General features: G+C 37.5%; 10 protein-coding genes. 8 read left to right on the top strand and 2 right to left on the bottom strand.

Annotated features, from left to right (window positions below; genetic code table 11):
* Positions 1 to 78 precede the first annotated feature (78 nt).
* Complete coding sequence (cls, locus tag FFM67_RS08675; RefSeq protein ID WP_137614179.1) at positions 79 to 1,608, top strand: cardiolipin synthase; 1,530 nt, start codon at positions 79 to 81, stop codon at positions 1,606 to 1,608.
* 22 nt (positions 1,609 to 1,630) lie between these two features.
* Here cls and FFM67_RS08670 read toward each other — a convergent pair whose 3' ends face one another.
* Entirely contained in the window at positions 1,631 to 3,067 is a 1,437-nt protein-coding gene (locus FFM67_RS08670; protein WP_137614178.1) for an AcpB/EbpR/MafR family transcriptional regulator, read from the bottom strand.
* Between the two features lie 614 nt (positions 3,068 to 3,681).
* Between FFM67_RS08670 and FFM67_RS08665 the strand changes: the two genes are divergently transcribed.
* The 5 genes from FFM67_RS08665 (at position 3,682) to FFM67_RS08655 (ending at position 8,918) form a co-directional block, all read left to right on the top strand.
* On the top strand, positions 3,682 to 4,605 hold the full coding sequence (locus tag FFM67_RS08665) for a YitT family protein (RefSeq protein ID WP_137614177.1): 924 nt from the start codon (positions 3,682 to 3,684) through the stop codon (positions 4,603 to 4,605).
* A 15-nt stretch (positions 4,606 to 4,620) separates the two neighbouring features.
* Positions 4,621 to 5,271, top strand: coding sequence for a hypothetical protein (locus tag FFM67_RS12435; protein ID WP_246042964.1), 651 nt, complete (start codon positions 4,621 to 4,623; stop codon positions 5,269 to 5,271).
* Positions 5,272 to 5,307: 36 nt separating this feature from the next.
* Positions 5,308 to 5,826, top strand: a complete 519-nt coding sequence (locus tag FFM67_RS12430; protein WP_246042963.1) for a hypothetical protein — start codon at positions 5,308 to 5,310, stop codon at positions 5,824 to 5,826.
* Between the two features lie 245 nt (positions 5,827 to 6,071).
* Positions 6,072 to 6,200 (top strand): hypothetical protein, encoded by a 129-nt coding sequence (locus FFM67_RS12530; protein ID WP_281279101.1) that lies wholly within the window; start codon positions 6,072 to 6,074, stop codon positions 6,198 to 6,200.
* A 162-nt stretch (positions 6,201 to 6,362) separates the two neighbouring features.
* Positions 6,363 to 8,918 carry an HAD-IC family P-type ATPase gene (locus tag FFM67_RS08655; RefSeq protein WP_137614176.1) on the top strand — a complete coding sequence of 852 codons (2,556 nt, stop codon included), beginning with the start codon at positions 6,363 to 6,365 and terminating at the stop codon, positions 8,916 to 8,918.
* 17 nt (positions 8,919 to 8,935) lie between these two features.
* Here FFM67_RS08655 and mafR read toward each other — a convergent pair whose 3' ends face one another.
* Complete coding sequence (gene mafR / locus FFM67_RS08650) at positions 8,936 to 10,384, bottom strand: global transcriptional activator MafR (RefSeq protein ID WP_137614175.1); 1,449 nt, start codon at positions 10,382 to 10,384, stop codon at positions 8,936 to 8,938.
* Positions 10,385 to 10,573: 189 nt separating this feature from the next.
* Here mafR and FFM67_RS08645 point away from each other — a divergent pair, with 189 nt between their 5' ends.
* Together FFM67_RS08645 and FFM67_RS08640 are read left to right on the top strand one after the other, a co-directional pair.
* The gene (locus FFM67_RS08645; protein ID WP_137614174.1) at positions 10,574 to 11,500 is read left to right on the top strand and encodes an aldo/keto reductase; all 927 of its coding nucleotides are present in this window, start codon (positions 10,574 to 10,576) and stop codon (positions 11,498 to 11,500) included.
* Positions 11,501 to 12,224: 724 nt separating this feature from the next.
* A complete protein-coding gene (locus FFM67_RS08640) occupies positions 12,225 to 13,418 on the top strand; it encodes a glycine C-acetyltransferase (protein ID WP_137614173.1) in 1,194 nt (397 codons plus the stop codon).
* Positions 13,419 to 13,445 lie beyond the last annotated feature (27 nt).

The following is a 13,445-nucleotide window of genomic DNA, read 5'->3' as shown; positions in this document are numbered from 1 at the left end:
AGAAAATATAGCGTAAAATTAACTTTATCAAGTTGATGGAATAAAAGGACAAGAACGAGAGAATTAAGGAGAATGTAAATGAAAAATAAGCTGCAGCGGTTGTTGGTTATTACAGGACTGTTTATCGGTATTTGCTTTGTGGCCTATCAACTTTTTGATAGCTTTATTCTTTTAACACTTTTTTTGGAAGCGGTATCTTTTTTTCTGTGTGGGTATTTAGTCCTAATTGATAAGCGACCATCTACGGCAAAAATTGCCTGGCTATTTACTATTTTATTCTTTCCTTATATGGGATTATTGCTTTTTTTCTTAATAGGAAATAATCCGGTGTTTAGACGTTTTTCTTCAGTTCAAAAAGAAAATGAACGTTTGTTGCACCAAGGTATGGACCGGCTGTTAAAGGAACATCCAGAAATATTCAGTGAACCTTATTCAATTTCTAAAGAACTAACGTATCTATCCGGAAATGAACCCTTGAGTGGGAACCAGATAACTCATTTATCAGATGGAGAACAAGCGTATCAAGAATTGTTACGTGATTTAAAAACAGCGAAACACCACATTCATTTAATGTATTTTATTTATAAAGCAGATGAAACGGGTCGTGAGCTAGCTGAGGTATTGATAGAAAAGGCGAAACAAGGAGTGGAAGTTCGTTTTATTTATGATAGTGTCGGATCTATAAAATTACCTTTTGAATTTATAGATAGGTTGAAAGAGGCGGGAATTTTCGTTCGAGCGTATGATTTAGTCAATTCCCCTTCGCTAAGTACACGAATAAATTGGCGGAACCACCGTAAGATGGTTATAATCGATGGTCGCATTGCTCATATAGGTGGGATGAATCTAGGCAATGAATATCGTAGTATTACCAATAAATTTGCTTATTGGCGGGATACCAACTTAAAAATAATTGGGCCTAGTACGATCTATGTCCAGTATGTCTTTTTGCTGGATTGGTTATTTTTAAACGAAGATGACCAAGCGTTGAACCCATTTTTTCAGGATCAAGAACATTATTTTCCATTGGAAAAAGTTAGTTCAGACGCTCAAACGGAAATCTGTCAACTTATTTTTGGTGGTCCCTATGATTCAGAACGAACATTGAGAGATTCTATCATAGAATTATTTGGCAAAGCCGAAAAATCTATCCAGATTGCCACCCCATATTTTGTTCCAGACGAGGAATCGCTCTCGGTTATTCGGCGTGCGGCGAGATGCGGCCTAAAGGTCCAATTAATCATTCCAGGCAAGGGGGATCGTGGAATTTCTTATTATGGAAATAATTCTTTTATCGATCGGCTATTGTCTGCGGGGGTGGAAGTTTATGCCTATGATTCAACGGCATTTTTACATTGCAAATATCTGATTGTAGACGGTCAGGTTGCATCGGTAGGATCGACAAATTTTGATATGAGAAGTTTCCATCTAAACCACGAACTATCCGCATTTTTATACGGGCCTAGTGCAGTGGTTTCTGAAATTCAATCCCAGTTTGAAGAAGATCTGCGACATTCAAAGCGTTTGACTAGTGAGGCTCAGAAAAAAAGAAAAGTGTTAACGATTGTAAAGGAGCGCCTAAGCGAATTTTTAACTCCGCTACTCTAATGAAAGTAGCGATTTACTTTCATTAGGTAGTAAAAAGCAACTTTTGTAACTCCTGCCACTCACTATCTAAAGGAATGTCTGAAAGTCGATAGAGTTCAGAGGAAGACAAAGTGAGTTGTGGTTCAAAATTATAGACGCATAGATCAATTTGTAACGTACTCAATAGTTCATTTGTTAAAGGGCGGTTGAATAAAAAGTGGTATTCAACATCATTAGAAATTACTTTTTTTGCTAACGCTTTGTAGTAACTGACGGAAGAGGAATCACCTGTTAAAGCAAAGAGTACCTTCTTTTTATTATATTTTTTTACTTCATATAATAAGGTCAAGCGGGCAGCGACATCCTCAATGTGTGAAAAAGATTGATGATTTTCCAAAATACGACACCAAATGGAAAAGGTTGTTGAGTAATTGGTCTTTGCTTTACGAATCAGAATCCGCGAATATTTTTGAAAGAGATCCGTGCATTCAGTCAAGATAGACAAGTTGGTTAGGTAAGATTGAATCGCCGATTTGGCCTCATGATTAAGGACTAAATTCTGTTTTGATTCGATAAAAAAATTAGTGATCAATACATCTTGGGCAGTAAATTCTTGGATGAAATCGTTGGTTAAGTAGGAGCTGTTTGATTCATAAATAATGGTATCGATTTGAGCAAAATAGGAAAACAAGATTTCTTGATTGCGATGTGCTTCATCGAGTACTTTGGGATGGAAAAAAGTCGAGAAGGCGGTCTTAAACCGACGATAGCTATCTTTCTGTTCATATTTTTTTAGTGCGGCAGGATCAAACTTGATGAAGTGCTGGTTTTCGATACGTTTTTCGATAATAAACATCCAAATTGTCGCTCGATAATAGTCAAAATTTAAGTTTAAATCGTAGTCATTTTTCATTTTCTCGAGCACTTCTGTTATTTCGTGGTATTGATCATTGTGAATAATCGGGGCGCTACTTTCATGAATGGAACGGAAATATTGAAAGAAAAAATAGCGAATATCTGCTTCTTCTCCAATGAATGAAAAATTGGCGACGTCTAGGTCAAGTTTAAAGTCTTTAAGCACTTTGCGGAAGGTTTTTATATAGTTTTTCATGGTTGATTCGGAAATATATAGATCCAACGCATAGGTAATTAAATCTTTTTTTTCTTCATAAAAAATGGATTCGATGAGATGAAAGATTGGATTATCAGAAACTAATTGATCAATATAAGTGACAATTTCTCGAGTAGTGCCACATTTCTCAAGTGATAAGGAGTGATTGAATTCTTCTAATAACAGTGCGTTTGGCAAGTCTTCGATTAAATAAGCCACGTCTTGCTGAATCGTTTTATAGGAAACCCCACAAAGACTGCTAAATGTTTTTAACGATACCGGCCGGTTGGCTTCAAGTAAGATTTGAAGGATTTTGATTTTTCTTTTGATCGATTTGTCGACGAGTAAATCGTAAGAGTAAGTATTCATTCGAAGCGCTCCTTAGTTATAAAATGAATGCGTTTTCATTATAATGCGAAATGACTCTATAAAAAAACTAGATGATAAGATTTAAAATTTTTTTGTTGCTAATACTAGACAAATTATTTCCAATCATGGGAATTATTTTATTTGTGAGGGGAGGGATAGTTACTATTTCTATTTATAAAAATAGTCTGCTTAAGAAAGTTGGATGGGTTCACTAGCAAAAATGTTGAAACTTAGCGATAACACATGAACTGACGCGGAGATTTTTTGTTGAAGAACTGAAAAAGACTAGGATAGTTGACAAAAATTGGGACGAAACGCTGTTTTTAACAGTAAAAAAAGGAACACATTTCAAAGCAATCACTCTTTTGGCTGCTTTTCATCGTGTTTTTTTGCCAATTAATAAATGGTATGTTTAGTCGAAGAGCACTGTCTTTGCTCTGAGTTATTTTGTCCAATTGAGTGAGTAAGAGGGAGCACTTAAAAGGGCCTAGCATAACTAGAAAGTGAAATAAATTTTTTCTAATAGTCAGAAATAGTTTGTTTGAGAGACCATGCTTAATTAATTTAAACTTAAGTCATAGCAAGCGAGAAACAGGTGTGAAGGAGGAAAGCATATGAAAAAACATACACCATTAGGTATAGAAAACGGGGCAAAAAGGAAACCTTTTTTTCTAAATAGAATAGGAAGCCAATCTACTTTCTTTCCTTTTTTGATTCAGGTGTCAAAAATAACCATAGCAGTAGTCTTACTGGCGATCAGTATTAATCTATTTTTAGGACCACATGACATTGCAGCTGGGGGTGCTAGTGGGATTGGAATTTTAGTAGAGTCTGTTTTAGGAATCGACCGTTCATGGGTTGTGTTGTCATTGAATGCCCTCGTTTTAGTACTGGCTGCTTTGTTATTAGGAAAAAAGATTTTCTTTAACACGTTGATTGGAAGTTTGTTGTTTCCTTTGGCATTAAGCATTGTACCTAATCGCATGTTAACTGAAGATCGGTTGCTTTCAGTTATTTTTGGAAGTGTTATCTTTGCCGTTGGAGTCGCCATTTTATATAAAATTCAAGCTTCTAGCGGTGGAACCACGATTCCACCATTGATTTTCGAAAAATATTTTGGTGTGAATACCTCACTCGGATTATTATTGACAGACATGATTATTGTTTTTATGAGTCTTTATGTATTTGGTTTCGAAGAGTTCTTATTCGCTATTTTGTCTATTGGGATCACGTCGATTGTTATGAATTACATTGAAAATGGCTTAAAACGAAGAAAAGCGGTCATGATTATCAGTCAAGACAATACAAAAGAAATTCGCGCTCAATTAACACGTGAGGTGGATAGAGGGTTGACGGTTTTTGATGCGAGAGGCGGAAAAAATGATTGTGACAGAGAAATGATTCTTGTTGTGGTGAGCGAGCAGGAGTATCCGGTGGTCCATAAAATTGTAGATGCGATTGATCCTAAGAGTTTTATGATTACGTATAACGTAGCAGAAGTGCATGGATTGGGATTTAGCTATCATCCGATTCAATAATAAGGAGGAATAATTATGGAAACTGTATTGGCTTTTACGATTGTAATGTTTATTTGGACGGTTGGGGAATTTGTTTCAAATAAAAGTAAAGCGTTGATTTCAATGATGTTAGTGGCCTCGTTAATCTTTTTGATTGGCTTTGCCGCAGATTTATTGCCACATGATTTGATTCAAGATTCGGGCTTACTAGGATTGGGAAATGCCGTTATTGGAGTAATTATTGTTCATTTGGGAACGATGATGAGTTTTAAAGATTTGAAATTGCAATGGAAGACTTTTGTGATTGGTTCACTGACTGTTGTTTTGATGACGGTTGTCCTGCTAGTCGTTGGAGAAATGATTTTTGATCGAAATATTGCTGTAGCTGGAACAGCGTCTATCACTGGGGGAACACTTTCGATTTTGATGGTGCAAGAAAAGGTCAGTGAGATTCAACAAGCAAATGGGAATTTAGGTCAGTTGTCTAGTTACTTATTAGCGGTTTTCCCGTTATTAGTTTTAAATTTAAAGAATCTTGTTGGTTTCTTGTTTACGGCGAATATTTTGAAGAAAGAAGCGCTTCGCGTGAAGAAACAATACCGCAATGGAGAGTTGGCATTTTTTGAACAAGAAGTAGCTGAAAATACGACGGAGGCGCCTGAAAGTAGATTGCCAGAATTTTTATAGACACCCTACGGTACCCTCTTTTTATTAGGGCTGACGATGTATGTCGCAAGGTTTTTAAGTCAACTAACGAATGGCACGCTCAATGCATTTGTCATCGCTTTATTACTTGGTATCATTTTGCGTCACTTTAGAATATTGAAACCAAATGCGTTATCTACAACGGATTCTTTTGGATTACTTATGGTTTCAATCATGGTTATCGCTTTTGGACCATTAGCGGACATTGTTCCAGCAGATCTCTTACAATTGGTTGGGCCAATCGCCTTTTACTTATTGGCAGGTTTAGCGATTATCTTTATCACCTCGTTTCTTATTGGTAAAAAAGTCGGTTACTCCGGGCCATTATCCATTGCGGTTGGTATGACAACACTGTTTGGTTTCCCTGGAACAATGGTTCTAACGAAAGAAGCCGCAGCGGCTGTGGGGGAGACAGAAGAAGAAATCGCGGTAATTGAACAAAATATTTTACCGATTATGGTAACTGCTGGCTTTTCTACTATTACGATCACTTCAGTCATTACGGGAGGATTGATTGTTGGATTGATGGTGGGATAAGGTTGTTGGATCGAGACACAGCATTTTTTAAATAAAAAGTTGATAGGTTAGAATTGTTGGATAATAAAAGTTGCCGGATCACTTTTAACTGCTTAAGCACTAGAAGGGCTACCCTGTCAGTGCCCCATTTTGATAAGCATATCAGGAGCTGGATTGAATGTTTTGTGCTATGGTTAGCTTGTAAGGTAAATAGTCATTTGAACTTAAATTTTTGTAGGTTAATAAAAATTTAAAAGGAGGTTCCTATGAAATCATTAGTTAAATTTATGGTTGCTAGTACGCTGATTGTTAGTGGGATTTTAGTAGCAGGGACAGTTTTTTCCGCGAAGAAAATTGATAAGTATGGGGACGATCTGCAAGATTTTTTACATTAAGTCCAGGCTAGAACGTGAATCAAGAAGAAGCTGTGACAAAAAAATGTCACAGCTTCTTCTTTTGTATGCACTAATTTCAGACTGCACTGAAATTATCGACCTTTAAAAAATATATTTCTCCGTATACTAAGAGTATCAAGTAAAGGATAGGGAGGAATAATTATGAAATGGTATAACCTTTCAAGTGCAGAGATAGTAAAGAAAACGGCAACACAAATACAAGGGTTAACGAAACAAGAGCGTGAAGCGAGATTGATGACCAATGGCCCGAATAAGATAGAAGAAAAAAAGCAATTAAAAACGTGGCAAAAAATCGCCAAACATTTTACAGACTTATTAATGGTTGTTCTGATCGTTGCGGCACTGTTAAAATTTGCGACAGGAGAATTTGTTGAAGGCAGCATTATATTCTTAGTTGTTATCGTGAACGGAATCGTCGGGTATTGGCAAGAACGAAAAGCAGAGGAATCCTTAGATGGATTGAAACAGATGATGGGTCAAGAGGCGATTGTTCTGAGTGAGGGAACGCCAATCAAAATTGCTTCAGAAGACTTAGTTCAAGGAGATATCGTGGTATTGAAGGCAGGAGATGTTGTTCCGGCAGACCTAAGAATGATTGAGGTTCATGACTTAACAATCGAAGAAGCCATCTTAACGGGAGAATCTGAAGCAGTCGAAAAAAGTATTGCTGTCATTGATCGGGAAGTGCTCGCCGGCGATCAATTGAATATGGCGTTTTCGGGGACCCTGGTTCAAACAGGAACGGCGAAAGGTGTCGTGGTTGAAACTGGAAATGCTACGGAAATCGGTAAAATTAACCAGGCCTTGCAATCGATTCAAGCGCAAAGAACCCTACTTATTAAAAAGATGCATCAGTTGAACAAACAAATCTTTAGAGGGATTTTAGCACTGATTGTTTTCTTGCTGTTCTTTAGTACGTTTAGATATGGAATGGATTGGAACTTAATGTTCTCAGCTAGTATTGCGTTGATTGTATCTATGATTCCTGAAGGATTACCAGCCGTTTTAACAATGATTCTTTCAATGGGTGTAAAAGAAATGGCGAAGGAAAATGCGATTATTAAAGGGATGCCGGCAGTTGAAACATTAGGTTCGATGACGGTTATCTGCTCGGACAAAACAGGAACGTTAACAAAGAATGAAATGACAGTCACAGACGTTGTCACAGAAGAGTTACCGATTGTAAAAGAAATCATGAATAATTGTCAAGAATTAAAAACCCAAGATGATCAAGCGATTGAAACCATTCAAGGAAATCCGACTGAACGAGCATTATTAAAATACATAGCTGGGGAGAACCAAAGGTTAAGACCCCTTTCAGGGAAAATTCCTTTTAGTTCTTCATACAAATATATGGCAACGTTGCATGCATCAGATGAGGAGCAAGTAATTTTTGTTAAAGGAGCACCAGAAGTCTTGTTGGAAAAAGCCAACTTGACGGTGGAAGAACGAAGGAATTGGGAGAAACAAGGCGAGCTTTTAGCAAGTAACGGTCAACGAGTGCTAGGCTTTGCTTATAAAAAAGTATCCGTTCAAGAGAAATTAACACATGAATCTTTATCCGGACTAACCTTTGCAGGCTTGGCGGGAATCATTGATCCACCAAAAGAGAGTGCCATTCGAGCCGTTGAAAAGGCACGGCAGGCGGGAATCTCGGTAAAAATGATTACAGGAGATCACAAAGTAACCGCCCAAGCGATTAGTAAACAAATTGGCTTAAAGCACACCTCAAAAATTTTAGAAGGAGCGGAGATTGATCAACTTTCAGCTGATGAACTTGCCCAACAAGTTGAAGAGGTAGACGTCTTTGCTCGGACAACACCCGAGCACAAGCTGCGGATCGTGACGGCCCTCCAAAAAAAAGGTGAGGTAGTTGGGATGACCGGCGATGGTGTGAATGATGCTCCAGCTTTAAAACAGGCGGACATTGGGATTGCGATGGGAATCAAAGGAAGTGAAGTCAGCAAACAAGCAGCCGATATGGTCTTAGCGGATGATAATTTCTATACGATTATCAAGGCAGTTAAAGAAGGGCGGAGAATTTTTGACAATCTGCAAAAAACCATTCATTTCTTTTTACCAACGGCACTGGCACAAGGATTGATCGTAATTCTGGCCTTATTAATGAATCGCCCACTACCGTTGACACCTATCCAAATTTTATGGGTCAATATGGTTACAACGATTACATTGTCTTATGCGCTAGGATTCGAACGAGCAAGTAAAGACACGATGAAGCGTCCGCCAAGAGAGACAAAGAAGGGTATTTTAACTGGTTACAGCTTCTTCAGAATTATGTATGTCTCCTTGTTGATTATGATCCCGGCCTACTTATTAGCGATGCGTTTTGAAGGAGCCGCGTTACAACAGACGATTCTATTACAAAATATTGTTATTGCTCAAGCAGTCTACATGATTAACTGCCGTGAGATACTGGATCGGTCAATCAATCGTGGCATGTGGAAGAATAAAGTATTATTTATTTCACTAGGTATTCTTATTTTATTACAAGCCGCCGTCGTTTTATTGCCTATCGGTCAACAGTTGATAGGAACGACAGCACTAAGTTTGGGACAACAAACAGTGATACTTGGAAATGCGTTACTACTATTCTTTGTGGTAGAACTAGAGAAGCGAATCAGTAAAGGAATCTTCCAAAGAAAAGCCAAAACGGTCAGCCGGTACAAAAATACATAGTCCTCTAACCGTTTTGTTTAGAAATAAGAAGTAGAGGTGAGTTCAATCAATTGATTGAGCTCATTTTTTGTTGGTGTCGTGGATAAATAGAACACGGGCAGTTTTACAGCGTCCACCGGGATGTTGGAAACGAGCAAATCACCTTTTTCAATCTCAGAATCAGACAATTGAGAAATTTCGATGGGAACAAGTTTGACTCGTTTTCCTAGAAAATCAGTCAGCTCTTGAAAAAGGAAACATTTCCAAGCAGGTTCGCTTTGAAAAATGAAATAAACAAGCTTGGCATCGGAGCGAATAGACGAAATGGCCTGGCGACTCAAAAGCAGAAAAAGATTCACGAAATAAGTGGTGTCTTCAATCGTAGAAAATTGTGGAAGCCGCTTAAAAAGTTTCTTCCCGGTATCGTTCAGACTAGGATAGCCTTCGTTATGTTGAATCAACAATTCTTGATATTCTAATTGAAATTGCTGGGATAGAGCTGGCGATTCAGCGTACTTTAATAGAAGCAGCAGTAAATTTTCAGTTAGGTTAGTCGTTAACAGTTGAGGCAGCTGCAATTCATCTGCAATTTCTTGAACCGTTTGTTGGGCGTGTTCCAATAAAAAGAGATAATCATTAATAAGAATTTTTTCGACCTGAGACCCTAAGTGATTATCGTAATTCCAACTTTCTAAAAAACAGAAAAAAGCAAAAAAGATATCCGAGCCTTGCAAATAAATGCCTTCCTTTTTATAGAGCTGCTGTAAAAGTGGTGCATAGAGCTTGAACAAGGAATCGTTGGAATCATAGCTGAAGTCATCGATCCGGCAACCGGCTTTGATTCGGATACTATTAATGAAAAACCAACAAATACCAAAAACCTGTTCTGTATCGACTGTCATGTCATCAGCGAGTTCCCTGGTTAGAAAATATAAATAATGTTCCTCATGAATCGAATACTCCTCAAAAAAATAATTGTTATGGGTGAAGGGGAGCAGCAGGCGATGATAAAAAATTCGAATGGCACTCTCAGCACCAGTTAAACTTGCTTGCTGGGTGGTTAATTTGATGTTTATCTGATAAGAAGCTAATTGTTGGTTGATTTTATTTTTATGGCGTTTCAATGTTTCGTATGAGATTCCTGTTTCAAAGAGAAACTCAGGGACGTTCAGCTCTTTAGTAAAGAACAGCTGTTTAATGAATTGTAAACTCACTGAATGGGGCAAAAATACTTCCCAAATATCATTGGTCAGGGAGTTCGCATGAGTGATCAAACGAATCCCATTGCTATCTGTGTCTAATTCCCAATTTTCTGGTAAATAATCACGAATGAGTTGAAGATCAGAAAAAATGGTCCGTTCGGTCGTTCCGATTTTCCTCGCCAATTCTTTAGCGGTTAGCTGGGAGTGATTGAGCAACTGTTCTAATAGTAAAATTTGACGGTAAATATCTTTTTCTGTAATGATTTTTTTTAGCATCGAATACATCAATGATCCCTCCCTTTAAAAACTAGCATACGGAGAAAGTCAAAGAGGGTCAAGCCGTAGCTGATTAATACTGATAGGAATAAGTGGAGGTTCATCAACTTACTGTTCTGTCTTTTTCACTAGTAATTTGTTCAAAATAGTCTATACTTTTAGAGGTAAGTAAAAGTTTCTTCAGAGAGGATGAACACCATGTTACAACGTAAAATCGGCAACAGCTATTGGGAAACTTCAGCAATCGCTTTAGGAAACATGCGAATGGCAGCGCTAACTTCAACCGAGGCGGCGGAAGTCTTAGATACAGCTTTAGAAAATGAGATTAATTTTATTGATTCAGCAGATATGTATGGCGACGGGAAATCAGAATTGATTTTTGGTGAAGCGCTGAAGGAAGCAAACATCTCACGGGATAAATTTTTCATTCAATCAAAAGGTGGCATCGTCACCGGTGATGAGAAGCGTTATGACTTTTCGAAGCAACACTTATTAGATTCAGTAGACGGTATTTTGGAACGGATGGGAATCGAGTATTTAGATAGCTATTTACTACATCGTCCAGATCCATTGATGGAACCTGAAGCCATCGCGGAAGCTTTCGATATTTTACAAGCCAATGGCAAAGTCCGTCACTTCGGTGTATCCAACTTCAACCCAGAGCAATTCCAAATGTTGCAAGCTGTTGTTGATCAAAAATTAATGATTAATCAGTTGCAGTTCTCTATTATGCACACAGGAATGATCGACTATGGGATGCATACGAACATGACGGATACACGCTCTTTCGATCATGATGGTGGCATCTTGGAATTTGCTCGCCGCAATGAGGTGACGATCCAAGCATGGTCACCATTCCAATATGGCTTCTTTGAAGGGGTTTTTGTTGATAACGACAAGTTCCCAGAATTAAATGAGCTATTGGCGAAATTAGCCAAGAAGTATGATACGAATAAAAACGCGATTGCGGTAGCCTGGATCTTACGTCATCCAGCGAATATGCAAGTGATCCTTGGTACCATGAATCCTAAGCGCATTAAAGAGAGTGCAGCTGGCGGAGCGATTACGTTAACGAAGCAAGAATGGTATGACGTATATTTTGCAGCGGGAAATGATTTACCATAAGAATGATTAAACGAGATGCTGAGTCCAGTATCTCGTTTTTTTGTTTAAGGAAATATCTATCGATGCACATCATGTGAGGACTCTTTTTTTGCGTGTTAATAAAAAACAGATGGAAAAGTCGAGTGGGAAGAACATTCGTGGGTAAAAATTAGGCTTAAGAAATAGAAAAATATTTCTTTGTGAATAACTTTTTTACTTAAAAAAACAGTGATTTTCACAAATGAATAGTCAAAAAAGTAAAACTCTCAGTTTAAATGAAAACGTTTCCTGATTTTATTTGAATTGTATTAGAATTTTTTTGCACTTAAAAAAATGTTCTTTATTCAAATTAGCAGATCGTCAAAATTTCTTTGTGAGTAAACTAGTTTCAAATATTCCGACCCAAAAAGCATTTAATAGGTATTATTTTACGTTAGAATAAAAAAAATCCGTTTTATTGTGAAAAAAATTCATTTAAAAACTTCTCACTTTTAGTGAACAATTTTTGGGTTGTTATGTTAAAAAGGGGGAGAGATCAATTATTAAATAAAATGTATTAGAATTAGTTAGCGTTTTATGATAATTCAAAGAATTGTCTGTTCACAAACTTGTAAACGTTATCAATCGCCGATAAACTAAGAGTGTAAATTACGAAAGCGCAAACATTAAAATAAGCTGTTCGCTTTTTTTGCTAATAAAAATAACAACTTAAATTGCGCAATAATCAGTATGGAGGAGAATTGTTATGAGTTCAAAAGTTCTTGATCAATTTCTAGAAACGAATTTGGAAGATTTAAAGGAAAAGGGATTGTTTAACACAATCGATGTTTTAGAAGGAAGCAATGGGCCGATCATTACTGTGAATGGTCAAAAAATGGTCAACTTAGCCTCTAATAACTATCTAGGATTCGCTACTCGTCCAGAATTGATCGAAGCAGATGTTGAAGCGACAAAACATTACGGAGCTGGAGCTGGAGCTGTCCGGACAATCAACGGAACTTTAGACATTCACCAAAAATTAGAAGAAAAAATTGCTGAGTTCAAAGGAACAGAAGCAGCGATTGCTTTCCAATCAGGGTTCAACTGTAATATGGGCGCAATCTCAGCAGTAATGAAAAAAGGCGATGCGATCCTTTCAGATGAATTGAATCATGCCTCAATCATTGACGGCTGTCGTTTATCCGGCGCAAAAATCATTCGCGTGAATCACCAAGATATGGAAGATTTAGAGGCGAAAGCTAAGGCAGCAACTGAAAGCGGCGAATACAATAAAGTAATGTATATCACTGACGGTGTCTTCTCAATGGATGGCGACGTAGCAAAAATTCCTGAAATCGTAGAAATTTGTGAAAAATACAATGTAATCACTTACGTAGATGATGCTCACGGAACAGGCGTTATGGGCGAAGGCCGCGGAACAGTGAAACATTTCCACATGCAAGATCATATTGATTTCCAAATGGGTACTTTATCAAAAGGAATCGGTGTAGTTGGCGGATACGTGGCTGGAACAAAACAATTGATCACTTGGTTAAAATCTCAAGCACGTCCATTCTTATTTTCAACTTCATTAACTCCGGGAGCTGCGGGTGCTTGTATCGAAGCGATTGATTTGATTCAAAATCATCCTGAATACGTTGAAACACTTTGGGAAAATGCGAATTACTTCAAATCAGAATTAAAACGAATTGGCTATGACATTGGTAACTCAGAAACACCGATTACTCCTGTAATTGTTGGCGATGAAAAGTTAGCACAAGAATTCTCTAAGAAATTAATTGAAAATGGCGTTTATGTAAAACCAATCGTGTTCCCAACGGTACCATTAGGAACAGGCCGTGTACGGAACATGCCAAATGCCGGTCATACAAAAGAAATGTTAGACGATGCAATCAAAGTTTACGAAAAAGTCGGTAAAGAATTAAATATCATCAAATAAAACTGATTAGCAAAACCAAAATAGGAT

It is taken from the genome of Enterococcus viikkiensis (assembly GCF_005405345.1).
Taxonomy (GTDB): domain Bacteria; phylum Bacillota; class Bacilli; order Lactobacillales; family Enterococcaceae; genus Enterococcus_A; species Enterococcus_A viikkiensis.
Note: the sequence above shows the minus strand (reverse complement) of the source record. Positions and strands in the feature narration are given on the sequence as shown.

What these genes read in the sequence shown, in the direction of transcription:
- cls (WP_137614179.1), top strand. Translation starts at nt 79, where the DNA reads ATGAAAAATAAGCTGCAGCGGTTGTTGGTTATTACAGGACTGTTTATC.
- FFM67_RS08670 (WP_137614178.1), bottom strand. Translation starts at nt 3,067, where the DNA reads ATGAATACTTACTCTTACGATTTACTCGTCGACAAATCGATCAAAAGA.
- FFM67_RS08665 (WP_137614177.1), top strand. Translation starts at nt 3,682, where the DNA reads ATGAAAAAACATACACCATTAGGTATAGAAAACGGGGCAAAAAGGAAA.
- FFM67_RS12435 (WP_246042964.1), top strand. Translation starts at nt 4,621, where the DNA reads ATGGAAACTGTATTGGCTTTTACGATTGTAATGTTTATTTGGACGGTT.
- FFM67_RS12430 (WP_246042963.1), top strand. Translation starts at nt 5,308, where the DNA reads ATGTATGTCGCAAGGTTTTTAAGTCAACTAACGAATGGCACGCTCAAT.
- FFM67_RS12530 (WP_281279101.1), top strand. Translation starts at nt 6,072, where the DNA reads ATGAAATCATTAGTTAAATTTATGGTTGCTAGTACGCTGATTGTTAGT.
- FFM67_RS08655 (WP_137614176.1), top strand. Translation starts at nt 6,363, where the DNA reads ATGAAATGGTATAACCTTTCAAGTGCAGAGATAGTAAAGAAAACGGCA.
- mafR (WP_137614175.1), bottom strand. Translation starts at nt 10,384, where the DNA reads ATGTATTCGATGCTAAAAAAAATCATTACAGAAAAAGATATTTACCGT.
- FFM67_RS08645 (WP_137614174.1), top strand. Translation starts at nt 10,574, where the DNA reads ATGTTACAACGTAAAATCGGCAACAGCTATTGGGAAACTTCAGCAATC.
- FFM67_RS08640 (WP_137614173.1), top strand. Translation starts at nt 12,225, where the DNA reads ATGAGTTCAAAAGTTCTTGATCAATTTCTAGAAACGAATTTGGAAGAT.